We start from the raw sequence: 17,071 nt of genomic DNA, 5'->3' as shown, positions 1-17,071 counted from the left end.
TCTACCCCTTCAGCGCATCCGGTAGGTTGATACCCGCCACTTGTTCAGGAATCGGATCCTGTGACAAGGGATGCGTGTCGAGTGTGAATTCTTCGGGTTTATCCAAGCGTTGCCATTCCCCGCCTAAGAATATTTCGAGCGCACCGAAGTTGGCTTTGTATTGCATCTTGGGCGAGCCAGGCACCCAGTAGCCAAGATAGACGTAGGGCAGGCCAGCTTCGCGGGCGATTTCGATGTGATCGAGGATCATGTAGGTGCCGAGCGAGCGGGCGTGCAAATCGGGTTCAAAGAAGGAATACACCAGCGACAAGCCGTCTTCGAGCACATCTGTGAGGCAGACAGCGGTCAGTTCTTCGCGCAGTTGTCCTTCGTGGCTGGGGGTGTGATATTCCACCACGCGCGAGCGAACGGGCGTTTCTTCGATCATGGAGGCAAATTCAAATACATCCATATCGGCCATACCCCCATCGGCGTGGCGGGCAGACAAATAGGTGCGGAACAGTTCAAATTGTTCTTCGGTGGCCCAAGGGGATGTCGCCGTTCGGATCAAATGGTTGTTGCGCCGAATGATGCGACGGTGGCTTTTGCGCGGGGCAAAATCATCCACACGAATGCGCGCAGACAAACAAGCGTTACATTCCGCGCAGGATGGGCGGTACAAAACGTTTTGCGAGCGACGGAACCCTTGGCGGGACAGTGCATCGTTTAGCACAGAGGCGTGTTCGCCCTGCAGCGCGGTAAACAGTTTTCGTTCGATCCGCCCGTCCAAATAAGGACAAGGTTGCGGAGCCGTTACATAAAACTGTGGGGCCAAGGGAAGGCTGTGGCGCATTCTAAACCTGATCTATCTGATTGATATGAGCCTAGCGTGGCTGTTGCAAGAATGGCAACCCGCTATTCCTGCACCCAACGGATTAAATCGTGGTTAATCCAACGGGCGATTGATGGCTGTGGTTCCAAGCACCATGTCATGTAATCCCTGACCGCGATCATTGATCAGCATGGCAAGGGCAGTGGCGGGAATACCAAGGCCCGTCATGGTGATCAGAACGTATAATCCTGTGTGAAATACCGCTTCTTTTTGGTCCACGCGGTCGCCGTTCATGTTGCGAATTTCAATGCCCACCATCCGCATACCAAGTGTGGCGGACCATTTGTAAAGACAACCAATCCGATACCCGAGGTTTGCGATGAAAATCAGCAAAGGGAAGATGAATGCGCCAAGGCCTGCGGTGACAATCACCAAAGCGATGGAAAATACAAAGACCACCAGAAAATCAATGCCCCAAGCCACCAGCCGTTTGATCGGCACGCCAGCATAGAATTGCGCATCAAGTTTAGGATCGGGGAGGTGTGATATTTGCATAGCTTTAACTTAAATGTGCGCTGCCCTTTTGCAAGAGCAGCGCGGCAAGGCCCGAGTAGGGGAGAGGGGGAAAGGCCTTGGTTTCTGAGGCTGAGTTAGGCCTTTTTAGAAGCAGGATCTGCGTCTGCTGTTTCGTCAGCGTTTGTTGTGGCATCGCTGACTTCGCGGGCACGTTCATCCATGAATTCATCGAATTCTGTTTTGTCTTTGGCTTCGCGCAGGCGTTGCAAGAACCCTTGGAAGGCTTGCTGTTCGTCTTCGAGGCGGCGGATCGTGTCATCGCGGTAGGCATCAAAGGCAAGGTTGCCAGAAGACCCACGCGGTGTGCGAACACGGCGGGATTCGTTGCGATTACAGAAAAATGCACCAGACATACGATTGCTCCAAATCATGTAAAACAGAATGGCGAGACCAACAGGCCAGCAGACGATGAACCCAAGGACCATTGCGGCGATCCAAGCGCCTTTGCCACGATCATCGAGCCAGCCTTCGGTGCTGGAAAACCAAGTTGCGGGCGTTGACATGTAAGTGATCCTTTCAGTGTGTTTGTATGTTAATGTGAATTACATTTACATTTGAAAAGACGTTTTACAAGCCTCTGAGTGCGAAAATTTTGAAAAAACTTTTGAAAGGTGCTTTGGCTGCTGGGCGTGATCCGCACAATAGCATTGATTGTTAACGAAAATCTGAGCGCAGCGTGCGCTATTTTTCGATCACGCCCAAGCCGCGTAAATAGACGCCCATGCCGCTTTCGAGCAGGTCTTCGGGGGAAAAGGGGCTGCGTGCCCCTGGTTCCCCACGGGCGAACAGTTCCACCACGCCGTGGGACATGGCCCAAATGTGTTGGCTGATCATGGTGGCGGGGGGGCGTTTGTCGCTGGGCAGATGTTTGCACAAATCCTCGGCCGCCTGGGTCAGCACGTTCATGGCGCGGTTGGCCACGGCGGTCAGGTCTGGATTGGCGGTAATTTTAACGCCGCTTTCAAACATTGCGATATAGTGGCCTGGGTATTTGCGGGCGAATGCAAGGTAGGCGCGGCCTGTTGCTTCGAATGCCGCAAGGGCGGAGGGTTGGCTTTTGCGGTGGGCGTATTCCATGAGATCGGCAAAGATTTCAAACCCTTGGCGCGCGATTTCTTCGATGATTTCATCGCGACCCGAAAAATGACGATAGGGGGCAGCGGCGGACACGTTGGCGGCTTTGGCTGCCTCGGCCATGGTAAACCCTGTGGGGCCTTTATCCTCGATCAAGGCGATGGTTGCTTTGATCAACGCCTCTTTGAGGTTGCCGTGGTGGTATCCTTTGCGAGCCAAGTCTGCGTTGCCTTTTGTTGTTGTGTCACAAGGACATAAGGGGTGGGATGCGGTGTGGCAAGGCGGGCGTGGTCGGTGTTAGCCTGTGATCAGCTCTGGCCCGCCTGTGATTTTGGCATCTGGTGTGGCAACAACGCTGTCGTCTTTGCCAGCATAAGGGATTTGACCAAGGATCGTGCGAATGGCGGCAATGCGGGCGCGGCGTTTGTCATCTGATCTGATCACATGCCATGGAGCGTGGGCGCTGTTTGATTTGGCATGGGTTTCTTGGATGGCGGCGGTGTAGTCATCCCATTTATAAAGACCTTTGACGTCGATCCCTGACAATTTCCACTGTTTCAAACGGTCGCTTTCGCGATCAAGGAAACGGCGCAATTGTTCGGCGCGGCCCACGGTCAGCCAGAGTTTGCACAGGGTTATACCATCATCCACCAGCATCTGTTCAAAGTCGTTCACTTGGTTGAAGAAATGGCCCCGTTGTTCATCGCTGCAAAATCCAAACACCTTTTCCACAACGCCACGATTGTACCAACTGCGATCAAACAAAGCGATCTGGCCGCCGTTTGGTAAGTGTTTGATGTAGCGTTGAAAATACCACTGTGTGCGTTCGTCATCCGTGGGTTTTGACAAGGCAACGGTTTTGGCGATGCGGGGGTTGAGGTATTCGCGGACGCGTTTGATTGTGCCCCCTTTGCCAGCGGCGTCGCGGCCTTCGAATACGACGGCAATGCGGGCGCCTGTTTCAGCGACCCATGCTTGCATTTTGACGAGTTCGACTTGCAGGTTTTCAAGGGTCTCTTCGTAGTCGTCTTTGTCCATGCGCTTGTCATAGGGGTAAGACGCAGCGAGGGGTTTGTTTTTCTTGGCATTTTTGATGGCATCGCGGATGTCTGCGGGTGCGTCTTGTTCAAAGAACTGTGTGATTGCGCCGTCAAATGGTTTGGAATTGGCCATTGGTGTCCCCCGTGTTTGTTGGGCAAAGTATGGCGTGGAAAACGGGGCCGCGCAACGGGCGAACGGTGGGGTAAGGTTTGGCCCCGAAACAGGATTTCAGAAAAAAGCAAACCACCCAGAAACAGGGGTCCCGTAGGTATGGGTTGCGTGTTTTTTCGGGCGTTAACGAATGTTGCGTCACTGGCCGCGGGTTAGGATTTTGTTAATCGTGCCACCGCTGCAAGAATTTCATCATGGGCGTAGTGGTGGACAGAATGACCAACATTTTCCACACGGGTGTACACCGCATAGGGCAGTTGTTTGGACAAAACATCCGCATGGATGCTGGGGGGGATGGTTTTGTCTTCTGTTCCGTGGATGATTTCCACGGGCATCGTAAGGCTGGGATATCGAAGGGATTGTTTTTCGATGTGAGGCAGCAGGGTGTGGACCTGTTTGCCATTGGCGCGCAGTGTGGTTTTGCGCAAGGTCAGGCCCGCACCGATGTAATCAAGGTAGCCTTCGGGCGTAGGTTGCGGAGCAAAGATGGATTGCATCGTGTCCTGCACAAGGGATTCAGGGGCAAAGGCGGACAGGGATGTGGCCATGATTGGGCCAGTGAGCCGCCCTGCGGCCAGTTCGTAGAGTTTTGAAGGCGGCAAGGTCCAAGGATTGGACACGCCATTCATAACAATCAGCCCATCCGTGGCTTTGGGAAAATCGAGCGCCCAAGCAATGGCCACTGCACCGCCATAAGAATAGCCCGCAACGATGGCGGAGGGAAATCCCAGTGCATCTGTTGCTGCCTTGAGCAAGGCAGCCTGTTCGGCGGGGCTTTCGCCATTGGCGTGCAGTGTGTCGGTGTACCCGTGCCCCGGCCGATCAAAGGTGATGACGGTGTGAGTTTTCGCGAGCTTGCCTGTCAGTTGAAAGGTGAAGTCGCGTACGTTTCCACCTGCGCCGTGGATCAGCACAATTGGGGGGCCGTCCCCTTCGATCACGTAGTGAACGCGGGTTCCGTCAATATTGATGAATGCGCCAATTGGGGGATAATCCGCTTCGGCTTGTGCGTCGTTTCGGTTGCTTTTCCATGTGGCGGCGCCACTGGCCAAGGCAAGGCCCAGACCAGCGGTTTTTGCGATCTTTTTGATCATGTGTCGCCAATCATCGCCATGTCATAGGGCGTTGTCTGGTAAATCTCGTTCAGCCAATTGCCATAGAGAAGGTGGCCGTGGCTGCGCCACCGGTTTTGCGGTGTTTGGCTGGGATCATCATCGGGATAATAGTTGTCAGGCACGTTGATCGGCGTGCCGTTTGCCACATCACGATCATATTCCTGTTTCAGCGTGTCGCGGTCGTATTCAAAATGGTTGAACACATAAAGCGCGCGGTGCGCATCGTCCTGCACCAGACACGGGCCTGTATCGTCCGAGGCGAGCAGCGTGTTGAGGCCCGCGGCGTTCAATTCGTCTTGGCGCACTTCGGTCCAGCGGGACACGGGGATCACCATGTCATCGGAAAATCCGCGCAACAGGGGTGAGCCCTGATCCAGACGTTTGTGGCGGAAACACCCGAACGCCTTGGCATCGAGCATGTGTTTGTCGACGTCGTGAAAGTGGTTGATCATGGCCATACCACCCCAACAAACGCCAAAGGTCGAATGCACGTTGGTTTGGGTCCAGTTCATTACTTCGACCATTTCTTCCCAATAGCTCACATCGGGGAAATCGAGGTGTTCAATCGGCGCCCCTGTGATAATCAACCCGTCAAATTTGCGGTGTTTGATGTCTTGGAACGAAGAATAAAATGCCTCCATATGGTCTTGAGAGGTATTTTTGGACTGGTGTTCGGTCATGCGGATGAGCGTGAGGTCGATCTGCAAAGGGGTTGCCCCAATCAGACGCGCGAATTGTGTTTCCGTCGCGATCTTTTTGGGCATCAGGTTCAAAAGGCCGATTTGCAGCGGGCGAATGTCTTGGCGGGCTGCTTGGGTTTCGGACATGACAGAAACGCCTTCGGATTGAAGGACATCAAAAGCAGGCAAGTCGTTTGGCAGTTTAATAGGCATGATGGGTCACGTATGTTGATCGGTTCGATCAGGCAAGAGAGCGGGCGATGAGTGTGTTGAAATCATCGTGAGTTTGGACCTTCGCCATATCGTCAGCCTGAACCGTGACACCCCATCGCTGCGCAATTTTGCGGTAGCGGGGGAGGCGATGGTCCAAGAGCATTCGATAGCCCCACAGAATAAAGTCATCTGGATCCACGTCGGGTTCCGTGAGGGCGTTGTTTGACAGGTATTCTGACCACAGTCCTTCGAGGAACTCTGGCTGGTAGTACATGGGTTTGGGCGCCTTGGCGAAGCGACTGACCAGCTCTTCCACATGGGCGTCTGATCCTTCGATCCAGACGGGCAGAACGTGTTCGCACAGTTGGCTCATGACAGGATCAGCGGGGCTGTCGGCGTTGATCACTTCGACCATGGATCCCGAGGTGTCGCAGATGAAGTTGTCATAGCCATAAAGCCGTTTCGCGCGATCAATGAAATGCACGGTGTCGAGCATGGAATTGGTTTCGGCGTGGGCGTGCAATGCCTGACGGCGGGTGTATTCAGGAAACGGGATGCCGCCTTTTGCGGGATTGCCAGGTTTGCCGAGGTATGTGGACAGAGGCGCGAGGTTTTCAAACGTGATATTTGAACCGATGTAAATGCCATCGTTCAACAGAAGATCGGCCAGAAACGGGTTTTTCATCGCTTCGAGTTTGAAGTTATCGACGATATGTTCGCCCATGTAGCGCGTGCCAATGCGGTAATCGACAGAGTAGTGAAACCAGCCAGAAGCGCGCAGAATGTTGGACACATAAGTTTTGCCAAGCCCTGACATGCCAAAGAGCATTACGCGTTTTTGCGCAGCGTTTGTCCAATCTGATGCGGAATTATAGAGCATGGGGCGGGGCCTGTTGTTGATCGTGTGTGTTAGTTAGCGCGATTAAGCAGGGGCGTCTAGTTTAGGGGCGCTGTGCGTGCGGCGGTGTTGCTATTGAGTATTTAAGAACAAAGAAACGGTTAGCTGTGTGTGGCGCGGCGTTTGTTTGCACGGGTTTCTTCGCGGATGTTGAGGAAGTTTGCGCCAAAGACGATGATCGCGCCGATGAAGACAGAGGCGAGCAGGGGTTCATCGTACAGGATAAATCCGACAACCGCGATCAGAGGCAGGCGCAGGAATTCAAGCGGAGCCACGATGCTGGCGGGTGCGAGTTTGAGCGCTGTGGTGATGCAAAAGTGGGCGAGCAAGCCGCCAACGCCGACAATCGCGACCCAGTGCATCATGTGAACCGGCGGAAAGGCGATATCGCCGTCATAGCCAGCACAGGCAATGCCAAAGATGCCTTGGATCACCGTAAGCCAGAACAGGATCGACATGGTGGGTTCGGTTTTGCCCAAGTGTTTGGTGCAAATGGTGGTCAGCGCGAACATGATGGCGCAGCTGGCAGCGGCAATGGTGGCGAATGTTATGGCGGAACTTTCGGGGCGGGCCACGATAAGGATGCCGATAAAGCCCAACACAAAGGCAAAGATGCGGGTGCGCGACATGACCTCGCCAAGCAGGAATGGGGCAAGGATGGCGACCCACAGCGGGTAGGTGAATTCAAAAGCGAAGAGTTGGGACAGTGGAATGTAGATGAGCGCGTAAAACCACAGATTTTGCCCAATAAAATGGAACAGGTTGCGCAAGGCGTGCAGACCAAGGCGGTTGGGCCGTATATCAGATCGCGTGCCGGTTATGGTGGCAATGCTGAGGACAATGACCAAGCCAATGGCCGAGCGGTACATCATGATTTCAAAGGTGTCGAGCGTGCCCGCAAGCTCGCGCCCTGATACAGCCATTGCCGTAAAGGACACCATGGCGCCGATCATGAAAATGGCGGCTTTGATGGGTTGGGATTGGGGGTCGTTCATTCGAGTGGCAATCTGCAACAGCCTGTGAGCAAAATCGCCTCAGAGCGTTCTTGGGTTAGGACATGGGCGATGTGATCGGCGGTGTTACAACGGCCCGGATGTACGATCAAGATCGCCGTGTCCGTAGCGCCAATCAGGGTATAGGCGGTTGTGTCAGGATCGTTTTTCGCAGGGGTCGTGAGTTTGACTTCGTAATCCCCCGTGCGGTCGCGCAAGGTAAAGGTGGCCGCGGTCCCGTCGAGATTTGCCTGCCAGTTTGGCAGCGTGCCAGAGCATTGCAAATTCGTGGCCCAAGAGGGACTGGCCAATAAGAGGGCAGGGAGAAGAAGTACGGCACGCAGCATGGGCAAAGGAGTAGAGGATAGGGGCATAGGCCGCAACAGCGAAGCTGTGGCATGGGACTCCTGTGTCGCCGCTTTTTGGGGCGAAAATAACCGTCAACTTTTCACAGTTCACACTTATTTCTGCCCAAAACCAGCGTCATACCCAAGGAACGCGTAAAGTGAGTAACGAGTAAACGCCCTGTTCAATCCACCGTTGTTTGGTGAAACTTGCAGGGCAGTCTCGGCTCACTTTTCGCGTTTTTAGGGAGAGCTCAGCTCACTTTATGCGTTTGTTAGGAGGCATTCGCGGGGAGTGAATTTCATTGAAGCCTTACACCTTGAGAAAACCGCTTGCATTGTTCGCTGCCTGCGGCTGTCCCATTCCGATCATGGATCGGAGCATCCAGAAGCTTTTTCCAGTGAGGATTGGAAGGTTCAAGACCTGACATTCGCTGGAAAAAGTATTCTGTGATCTTACCCTGAACATCACCTATCCCAGATGAAAAAAGGGCCGTCCGAAGACAGCCCTTTGATTGTTACCCTTTGCCCGTGGCGCGGGACCACCAGCCAGAGCGTTTAGGCTTTGGCTTTGCTGGGGGGGCTTCTGGCTCTGGGGCTGCTTCTGCAACTGGTTCCGGCGCAGGCTCTGGCGTTGGTTCAGGGGCGGTTTCAATCGGGATTTCAACGACCTCTGGTTTTGCGTCTTCAGCTGGTGTTGCTGCTTCAGCGGCAGCGGCCTCTGCGGCGGCGGCTTCTTCTGCCAGTTTCTTGGCTGAAGGTTTGCGTGTGCGCGGTTTGCGGGCCGGTTTGGCTGGCTTTTCCTCAGGGGCGGCTTCGGCCTCTTTTGGGGTTGCCTCTTCTGTAGAAGCGTCGGCTTCGGCCTCAACGGGTGCAGCCTCTTCCTTTTTCTTTGCAGGAGCGCGTCGGCGCGTTGTGCGCGATTTTTTCGGCGCTTCTTCGGTGGCTTCTTCAGGAACGGGAGGGGCCGCTGGAGCGGCTTCGCCTTTGGCGTCAGCTTCTGTTGCCTCTGCTGGAGTGGCCTCGCCTTCGGTTGAGGTCGCTTCACCGTCAGCGGTATCTGCGTTTTGCGCATCTGCCGCTTGCGACTCATTGCGATCCTTGCCACCGCGGCGACGACGACGACGGCGCTTTTTCTTGGGCTGTTCGTCGGTGTTTTCCGCTTCTGGATTTGGCGTTTCTGCCTCTTCTTCCATTTCGAACGGCTCTACGCTGTCGATGGTCACTGCGGCTTGCGCTGGGGCCTTTGGAATGCGGCGTGTGGAGGATTTGAATTTCTCCATCTTGTGATCTGGGGAGATCATATGAGGATCAGATTCAATGCGGATGGCCATGCCGTAACGGGCTTCGAGCATGGTGATATGCTCACGTTTTTCGTTCAGCAGGTAGTTGGCGATGTCCACAGGGCAGGTGACAAGCACCTCGCGCGAGCGTTTGCGCGTGCCTTCTTCTTCCAGCTCGCGCAGGATCAAAAGGGCAATGTTGTCGTTTGAGCGCACAAGGCCCGTGCCGTGACAGGCCGCACAAGGTTGTGTCGTTGCCTCAAGCATACCAGGGCGCAGGCGCTGACGGGACATTTCCATCAGGCCAAAGCCAGAAATACGGCCCACTTGGATGCGCGCGCGGTCGTTTTTCAACTTGTCCTTCATGCGTTTTTCAACGGCAGAATTGTTGCGACGCTCTTCCATGTCGATGAAGTCGATCACAATCAAGCCCGCAAGGTCGCGCAGTTTCAATTGGCGCGCCACTTCTTCGGCGGCCTCTAGGTTGGTGCGTAGGGCGGTGTCTTCGATTGAGCCTTCTTTGGTGGCTTTGCCAGAGTTTACGTCGATGGCGACCAAGGCTTCGGTGATGCCGATGACGATATAGCCGCCTGATTTCAGCTGAACCGTTGGGTTGAACATGCCATCAAGGTAGGTTTCCACCTGAAAGCGCGAGAACAACGGCAGTGTGTCGCGGTAATGCTTAACGCGGTCCACACGGGTTGGCATCAGCATGGTCATGTAGTCTTTGGCGGTTTTGAAACCTGCTTCGCCTTCGACGAGGATTTCGTCGATTTCGCGGTTGTACAAATCGCGGATGGAGCGTTTGATCAGGTCGCCTTCTTCGTAGATCGCCGCAGGGGCGATGGATTTCAGCGTCAGGTCGCGGACCTGTTCCCACTGACGCAGAAGGTATTCATAATCGCGTTTGATTTCGGTTTTGGTGCGTTTCGCACCCGCTGTGCGGATGATGAGACCTGCGCCTTCTGGCACTTCGATCTCATTCGCGATTTCCTTGAGTTTTTTGCGGTCTGGGGCGTTGGTGATTTTGCGAGAAATGCCGCCACCACGTGCAGTGTTTGGCATCAGAACGCAGTACCGCCCAGCGAGAGAGAGGTATGTTGTGAGGGCCGCACCTTTGTTGCCGCGCTCTTCTTTAACGACCTGAACCAAAAGGATTTGGCGGACTTTGACGACTTCTTGAATTTTGTAGCGGCGTGGGCGCGGTTTGCGCGGGCGGAATTCTGCACGGGCGTGTTCGTCGCTGTCGTCTTCGTCTTTTGCGTCTTCTTCGGCGACGGTTTCTTTGGCGGCTTTTGTGGCCTCGTCGTCTTCGGAAGGGGTGTCTTCGGATGGAGTGTCTTCGTCAGACGTTGTTTCTTCTTCGGCAGGGGTTTCTTCTGTGGTTTCGGCTTCAACGGCTTCTGCTTCGGGGTTAGGGGCGTCTTCGGTCCCTTCAACCGGGGCGTCTGCCTCGGCTGGGGTTTCGATTACGTCTGCTTCTGGCACGTCGACGAGGCCACTGTCGTCTCCGTCTGCGTCCATGTCGATCACATCGGATGTGATAACTTCGTCCGTGTTTGCCGCAGCTTCGGATTTCTTGCGCCGTGGGCGACGGGACTTGCGGGATTTTTCGCGCCGCTCGTCCTCTTCGGCCATGGCTTTGGCGTATTCGGCCTCTTCTGCCAGCAGCTTTTCACGGTCTGCCACAGGGATTTGGTAATAGTCGGGGTGAATTTCCGAAAAGGCGAGGAAACCGTGGCGGTTTCCACCATAATCCACGAAAGCCGCCTGTAAGGACGGTTCAACGCGGGTTACTTTTGCAAGGTATATGTTGCCAGCCAGCTGGCGTTTGTTTTCTGATTCAAAGTCGAATTCTTCTACTTTGTTTCCATCAACCACAACAACGCGGGTTTCTTCCGCGTGGGTGGCGTCGATAAGCATCTTTTTAGCCATTTTTTATCTTTCGCACGCACATCCGCACAATCAGGCCCCCTGTTTAAGGGAGGATTGAGTGTAGAGTTTGCGTGATATTTTGAGGCGATGTGAGAGGCGTTTGCGGTTGGAACACACAAAAACGGCGCAGGTGTTAAGCCTGTTCCGTGCGTATTTTCAATCGTTTCAACGCGCTTCATCGCGGTTATCTCCAGCATCCTTATGGTCGGATGCCAAGCTCTGGCGCATGTTACAAAGCGCAACACGCGCAATTCGGGTGGCCATGTGGCCCTGCCAAAGGATCGGGTTCTGGGTGCGGGCGCTTTGTGCTGCCCTGAACATCACCGCGATCCGCTGGCGAAACTGTCAAAACGGCGGCTGGTTGCCTGTCCGTTACAAAATAGTCTTATGGACGTTATTGGGGAATTACAATCAGTTTTTGGTTGAGGTATGGTAAACGCAACGAAAAAAACGATCTCTTGGAGACTGAGCAGAATGATGGTTCGACGGGCGATTTGGCTGGTGGCTGTGGTTGTGAGCATGCTGGGCGTGTCTGGCACGACCAAGGCGCAGGATTTGCAGGCGTTGGCGCGGGTGGATACGGCGGCGTCTAAGATTGAAGATGGCCGCAATGACACGATATCATTTAGCTTTGCTTTGTCGCAACCCGTGCCGTTTCGGGTGTTTACGCTGAATGATCCGCCTCGGGTGATACTCGATTTTAAGGAAATTGACTGGACGGGATTTGACAAAGCTGCGGTGAACCAAAGCGTCGGCGTCAAAGATTTACGGTTTGGGATTTTCCGCCCAGGTTGGTCGCGGTTGGTTATGGATTTGGATCGGCTGGTGGTGCCAGAGCAAACCGAAATGCGTGTGGATGAAACCCGTGGCACGGCGACATTGGACATTACAATGATTGCGGCAAGCCAAGAGGATTTTGCCAAATTCAGCACACAGCGGGAAGAGGACGGTTGGGCTCTGCCAAAGGCGGCAGAAACAGGCAAAGCCAAAGAGCGTCAATTGGGGAACCGCCCTGTGGTGGTTGTCATTGATCCAGGACACGGAGGCGTTGATGGAGGGGCGACTCGCGATGGATATCTTGAAAAAGATTTGGTCATGCAGTTCGCGTTGGAGTTGGAAGAAGCGTTGATCCGCACAGGGCGGTATCGCGCGGAACTGACCCGCCGTGATGATGTGTTCCTGTCCCTACCAGATCGTATTTCGGTGGCGCGCGAGCGGGGAGCCGATGTGTTTTTGTCGATCCACGCGGATGCGTTGAGCGAAGGGAATGCCACAGGAACCAAGGTTTACACATTGTCAGACGAGGCCTCATCCGAAATGGCAGCGGAACTGGCGGCAGGGCATGATCGCAGCGATTTGTTGGCGGGTGTGGATTTGAAAGAGCAAGACGATCAAATCGCGGGTGTTTTGATGGATATGGCCCGTTTGGAAACCGATGCGCGCAGCGAAATGCTAGCGGAGTTTATGGTGAACGGCATTGCGCAATCGGTGGGCCGCATTCGCAAACGGCCCCATTTGGGAGCAGGGTTCACGGTGCTGAAAGCGCCTGACATTCCGTCTGTTTTGATTGAGCTTGGTTTTATGTCGAACAAGTCTGACCTGAACAATCTGTTGACGCAAAGCTGGCGGGACAAGGTTGTTCTGGGTGTGATTGATGCACTGGACAATTGGACGGTTGAAGATGCGGCGCAAGGGCGATTGCTGCGCCAATAGGGTGATCTTTCGTTTAAGCGGTCTTATGGGTTTCTTAAGGCTTGGCGGATTAGTCTGATAGCACGGACTTATTTGGCAGGTACAGCGGGACCATATGATCACAGATCGCAGTATGATCGGGACATTGACGCAGGGGCGCAGGTTTGGGTTTGCGCGTCTGTTTGAACGCGAACGCAGCGCCCCTGATCCCAAAATTCTGATCGAAGAGTTGGTGCTGACGGGGCGGCAGGGGATCATCGTGCTGGGGCCTCAATTAATCGAATTTTGCAACGATCGGGCCTATGAATTGAACGGCACGCCCAAATCCGTCATGGCACCTGGAAAACCGTGGATGGATTTCTTTAAATTCCAAATGGATCGCGGTGATTTTGGCGAAGGAGAGGCCGCAGAACGGTTTTTCGACGATTTGATTGCCAATTTTCAGGAACGAAAAGTCATGCAGATTGAACGGCGGGCAGGGGATGGGCGCACCATCCGATCTGATCGCATTCCCAATTCCATCGGGGGCATGACGCTGACCCTGACGGATATCACGGAATTAAAGCTGCAACAGGCAGAGGCGAAAGCGGCAAGCATTGTTGCGCAAATTGCAGGCGAAGAAAAATCCAAGTTGTTAGAGGAGTTAAGCCGTGAATTGCGCACACCCTTAAACGGTATTTTGGGCATGGCCGAAGTGTTGACGGGTACAGATTTAACGGATGAACAGCGCAGTGCGGCAGAGGTGATCCTGAGTTCGGCGGAAGATTTGGAACGGGTGGCCGATGATATGCTCGAAGAATCAAAGCGGGATTTCAATCCGTCCCAAGTGAAAGACGCGCCTTTTGATGTGCTTTGCACCCTTCGCAATCTGATTGCCGATTTCACGGTGGCCTGTGGGGGGCGATTGCGGCTGCGACTGGCCCGTGAAATGCCTGTGGTGGTTGGCAAAGTGGCGTTGTTGCGCCGAGCGGTGACGCTGGTGGTGCAATCCGCGTTGGATCAGGGGGAGGATCGTTATGTGGACGTGAAGATCACCTATAAACAACGCACGGATGATATGGGGCTGGTGTCGATTTACGTGAGTGATCGTGATTTTGAGTCCGCGCTGCACGATAAAACTGCGGGGAAAGATGCCATGAGTGTGCCAAGTCCACAGCCAGCGGCAGAAGCGGATCGCAACGTGCGTTTGGCAATGGCCCTGACAGAGATGCAAGGCGGGACATTGATTGTCACGCGGCAAGGGGCCGTGGCCCGCCAATTCGCCTTTGCGATTCCTGTGAAAATGGATGGTGCGTCCCAGATATGTGGGGATTTAGTGGGGGCGGATACAGCCGAAGCCGCGCAATGATTGCCGTTGGGGCCGCCACCGCAACGAAAATACCCACAATTCGGTTTATGGCGACCAACTTTAAACCTGATCCACGCAGTGGTTAAGGCCAGTGACTGAGCATCTAACCAACACTGCGCAGCCTGCCAAAAACGGTCTTGCGGGAATGTTTAAGTTTTTTGGCAGGATGCTTTAAATGCCCAAGGAAAGGCTTAGATATCACGTCAAAGAACAGATGTGGGCAGGAACGTGCCGCATCGGGCATAAGCCCGCTTTGACCCTGCGCAGGTGGGGCGATAGAAAGAAGCTGAGTTTTGTGGGGATTCGCCAGTGCTGCGGTTTATTTTAAATATTTTCGGGTGGTTTTTCAGTGCAGCCACGATCGGCGCGGTTTTTGTCGTGATGATCTTGGGCGGCGTGTTTTGGATGTATGGCCGCGATTTGCCAGACCATCAGGCGTTGGCCAGCTATGAGCCAGCCACCATCAGCCGTGTCTATTCGATCAAAGGCGAGGTGATGGATGAATTTGCCCGCGAACGGCGCATGTTCACCCCAGCGGATGAGATCCCCGACATCGTGAAACAAGCGTTTGTTTCTGCCGAGGACAAACATTTCTACGAGCACAAAGGCTATGACATTCAAGGGATCCTGAAAGCGGGTATCGATGCGGCGCGTGGCGGTCGGTTGCGCGGGGCCTCTACGATTACGCAACAGGTGATGAAGAACTTCCTGCTCGACGGGTCGCGCTCGTTTGAGCGGAAAATCAAGGAAATCATTCTGGCATCGCGGTTGGAAACCACGCTGAGTAAGGATCAAATCCTCGAGCTGTATTTGAACGAGATTTTTCTCGGTCAAAACTCTTACGGTGTGACGGCGGCGGCAGATACGTATTTTGGCAAAAACCTGGAGGATCTGAGCGCGGGTGAGGCGGCGTATTTGGCGAGTTTGCCCAAGTCGCCATCCAATCGCCACCCTGTGCGCCACCGTGATGACGCGATTTTTTGGCGAAACAACACACTGCGGGAAATGTATGAAAATAATTACATTTCCATGGCCACCTATGAGGCGGAAAAATCAAGCGAACTGCGATCCGTGCAAGGTGGGCAATACGCATCGTCGCGATCCGAACGTCCGCCGCGTGACTATTTCACCGATGAAATTCGCCGACAATTGTCTGGCGATTTTGGCGAAGAAGAATTCTTCGGCGGTGGCTTGACCATCCGCGCCACGATGGACCCTGAATTGCAAGGGGAAGCGGCAAAGGCATTGCGGGCCGGTTTGGAAAAATACGACCGTAATTTGGGGATTTATCGCGGCACAAAGGTGCAGATTGAGCCCGAATTGTTGACGGATGAAGCCATCTGGCGCGAGGCGCTTGGGAAAACGAAACTGGCCCGTGACATCCCCCGTTGGAAGCCTGCGGTTGTTTTGGAAGTGGGGGAAAAATCTGCGCGTATCGGCATCGAAGGCGAAGCAGAGGACGAAGATGGGCATTACCTGTCCATGAAAGATTTGGCGCGGTGGCGGCCCATTTTGGAAAATGGGCGCGCGGGCAAAAAGGCCAAAAAACCGGGCGATTTGTTCAGCGTTGGAGATGTGATCCACATTCGCGCCGTCACCAGTGACAGCGATGGGTCGTTTGTGCGCTGGTCGTTGCGACAAATCCCGCGCATTCAAGGTGGGTTTATGGCGATGGACACCAACACGGGCCGCGTTTTGGCCATGCAGGGTGGGTTTTCCTACCAGCATTCTGTGTTTAACCGCGCCACACAAGCGGCGCGTCAGCCAGGGTCCAGCTTTAAACCGTTTGTGTATGCCTCTGCGCTCGACAGTGGGTATTCCCCTGCGACGATTGTTGTGGATGCGCCGATTGAAATTCAAACGCCACAAGGGTTGTGGCGGCCGAAAAATGCATCGAACAAGTTTTACGGCCCTGCGCCATTGCGCACGGGGATTGAACGATCCCGCAACCTGATGACCATTCGTTTGGCCCAAGATGTGGGCATGAATGTTGTGGCCGACTACGCCGAACGGTTTGGCGTTTACAATGATATGCAGCAAGTGCTTGCGAACTCGCTTGGGGCGCAGGAAACCACGCTGATTAAGATGGTCGCGGCCTATGCCATGTTTGCCAATGGCGGGGAGCGTGTGGAACCAACATTGGTGGACCGCGTTCAAAACCGCTGGGGCAAAACCATCTATCGCCACGATCAACGCCAGTGTGAAGGGTGTCGTTTGGCCTCGCTTGAGGACGGGCTGTCGCCACGGATCACTTCGGATCGGGAGCGGGTGATGGATGCGGTCACGGCCTATCAGCTGACGTCCATGATGCGCGGCGTTGTGGAACGGGGCACGGCGAGTGCAACGGTCAAGCTGGGTGTGCCCGTGGCGGGTAAAACAGGTACAACAAATGACGCAAAAGATGTGTGGTTTGTTGGCTTTACGCCCAATGTGGTGGCTGGGTGTTACATGGGGTATGACCGTCCGCAATCATTGGGACGGGGTGCATCCGGGGGGGGGATGTGTGGCCCTGTGTTTAACGCATTCATGAAGAAAGCGATCAAACAGTATGGTGCGTCCAAATTTGAAGTGCCGCCAAACACCTATTTCCTGAAGTTTGACCGTTTTTCTGGTGCGCGTTTGCCTGACGACGCTGTGGGAGACCACGTTGTGGCCGAGCTGTTCCGCGAAGGGGAAGAGCCAGAATACGGGCTGAGCATCATCGACGGTGGTTTTGCCATGGGCGAAGATTTGCAGCTGTTTGGTGAAGGCGACGACCAAGAGGTTGTGACCTCATCTAGCAAAAAGAAGGTTATTCCAAAAAAAGCGACCTTTGGTTCGCTGTCCTCTGGTGGTTTGTACTAAATCAAGGTTCTATTTCTTTGATTGGTCTTGAAATTGGGGGGCGAATACCCAACT

14 protein-coding genes are annotated in these 17,071 nt (G+C 54.3%); 3 read left to right on the top strand and 11 right to left on the bottom strand.

All coding sequences use genetic code 11. From position 1 onward, the window contains the following. Position 1 precedes the first annotated feature (1 nt). The 11 genes from QBD29_RS11125 to QBD29_RS11075 all read right to left on the bottom strand — a co-directional run bounded on the left by QBD29_RS11125 (position 2) and on the right by QBD29_RS11075 (position 11,133). Positions 2–832 (bottom strand): arginyltransferase, encoded by an 831-nt coding sequence (locus tag QBD29_RS11125; RefSeq protein ID WP_280098165.1) that lies wholly within the window; start codon positions 830–832, stop codon positions 2–4. Between the two features lie 93 nt (positions 833–925). Continuing rightward, positions 926–1,366 carry an RDD family protein gene (locus QBD29_RS11120; protein WP_280098164.1) on the bottom strand — a complete coding sequence of 147 codons (441 nt, stop codon included), beginning with the start codon at positions 1,364–1,366 and terminating at the stop codon, positions 926–928. A 95-nt stretch (positions 1,367–1,461) separates the two neighbouring features. Then, positions 1,462–1,890 (bottom strand): DUF2852 domain-containing protein, encoded by a 429-nt coding sequence (locus QBD29_RS11115; RefSeq protein WP_280098163.1) that lies wholly within the window; start codon positions 1,888–1,890, stop codon positions 1,462–1,464. 178 nt (positions 1,891–2,068) lie between these two features. Next, entirely contained in the window at positions 2,069–2,680 is a 612-nt protein-coding gene (locus tag QBD29_RS11110) for a TetR-like C-terminal domain-containing protein (protein ID WP_280098162.1), read from the bottom strand. A 78-nt stretch (positions 2,681–2,758) separates the two neighbouring features. Further along, on the bottom strand, positions 2,759–3,634 hold the full coding sequence (ppk2, locus tag QBD29_RS11105; RefSeq protein WP_280098161.1) for a polyphosphate kinase 2: 876 nt from the start codon (positions 3,632–3,634) through the stop codon (positions 2,759–2,761). A 191-nt stretch (positions 3,635–3,825) separates the two neighbouring features. Then, complete coding sequence (locus tag QBD29_RS11100; RefSeq protein ID WP_280098160.1) at positions 3,826–4,767, bottom strand: alpha/beta hydrolase; 942 nt, start codon at positions 4,765–4,767, stop codon at positions 3,826–3,828. Next, positions 4,764–5,681, bottom strand: coding sequence for a homoserine O-succinyltransferase (gene metA / locus QBD29_RS11095; protein ID WP_280098159.1), 918 nt, complete (start codon positions 5,679–5,681; stop codon positions 4,764–4,766). Before metA ends, QBD29_RS11100 begins: the two co-directional genes overlap by 4 nt. Before the next feature lie 28 nt (positions 5,682–5,709). Beyond that, positions 5,710–6,561 (bottom strand): ATPase, encoded by an 852-nt coding sequence (locus tag QBD29_RS11090; protein WP_280098158.1) that lies wholly within the window; start codon positions 6,559–6,561, stop codon positions 5,710–5,712. Between the two features lie 119 nt (positions 6,562–6,680). Further along, on the bottom strand, positions 6,681–7,574 hold the full coding sequence (locus tag QBD29_RS11085; protein WP_280098157.1) for a DMT family transporter: 894 nt from the start codon (positions 7,572–7,574) through the stop codon (positions 6,681–6,683). Further along, complete coding sequence (locus QBD29_RS11080; protein ID WP_280098156.1) at positions 7,571–7,954, bottom strand: hypothetical protein; 384 nt, start codon at positions 7,952–7,954, stop codon at positions 7,571–7,573. The genes QBD29_RS11085 and QBD29_RS11080 overlap by 4 nt, the downstream gene beginning before the upstream one ends. A gap of 479 nt (positions 7,955–8,433) precedes the next feature. Further along, positions 8,434–11,133, bottom strand: coding sequence for a ribonuclease E/G (locus QBD29_RS11075; RefSeq protein ID WP_280098155.1), 2,700 nt, complete (start codon positions 11,131–11,133; stop codon positions 8,434–8,436). Between the two features lie 474 nt (positions 11,134–11,607). Here QBD29_RS11075 and QBD29_RS11070 point away from each other — a divergent pair, with 474 nt between their 5' ends. The 3 genes from QBD29_RS11070 to QBD29_RS11060 all read left to right on the top strand — a co-directional run bounded on the left by QBD29_RS11070 (position 11,608) and on the right by QBD29_RS11060 (position 17,017). Next, positions 11,608–12,846, top strand: coding sequence for an N-acetylmuramoyl-L-alanine amidase (locus QBD29_RS11070; RefSeq protein WP_280098154.1), 1,239 nt, complete (start codon positions 11,608–11,610; stop codon positions 12,844–12,846). Between the two features lie 94 nt (positions 12,847–12,940). Next, positions 12,941–14,173 (top strand): PAS-domain containing protein, encoded by a 1,233-nt coding sequence (locus QBD29_RS11065; protein WP_280098153.1) that lies wholly within the window; start codon positions 12,941–12,943, stop codon positions 14,171–14,173. 309 nt (positions 14,174–14,482) lie between these two features. Further along, positions 14,483–17,017 (top strand): PBP1A family penicillin-binding protein, encoded by a 2,535-nt coding sequence (locus QBD29_RS11060; RefSeq protein ID WP_280098152.1) that lies wholly within the window; start codon positions 14,483–14,485, stop codon positions 17,015–17,017. The last annotated feature ends 54 nt before the right edge of the window (positions 17,018–17,071 follow it).

The sequence above is a fragment of the Amylibacter sp. IMCC11727 genome (genome assembly GCF_029854195.1).
Lineage (GTDB): Bacteria > Pseudomonadota > Alphaproteobacteria > Rhodobacterales > Rhodobacteraceae > Amylibacter.
The sequence above is the reverse complement of the archived record's forward strand: the minus strand, read 5'-3'. Positions and strand labels throughout refer to the sequence as shown.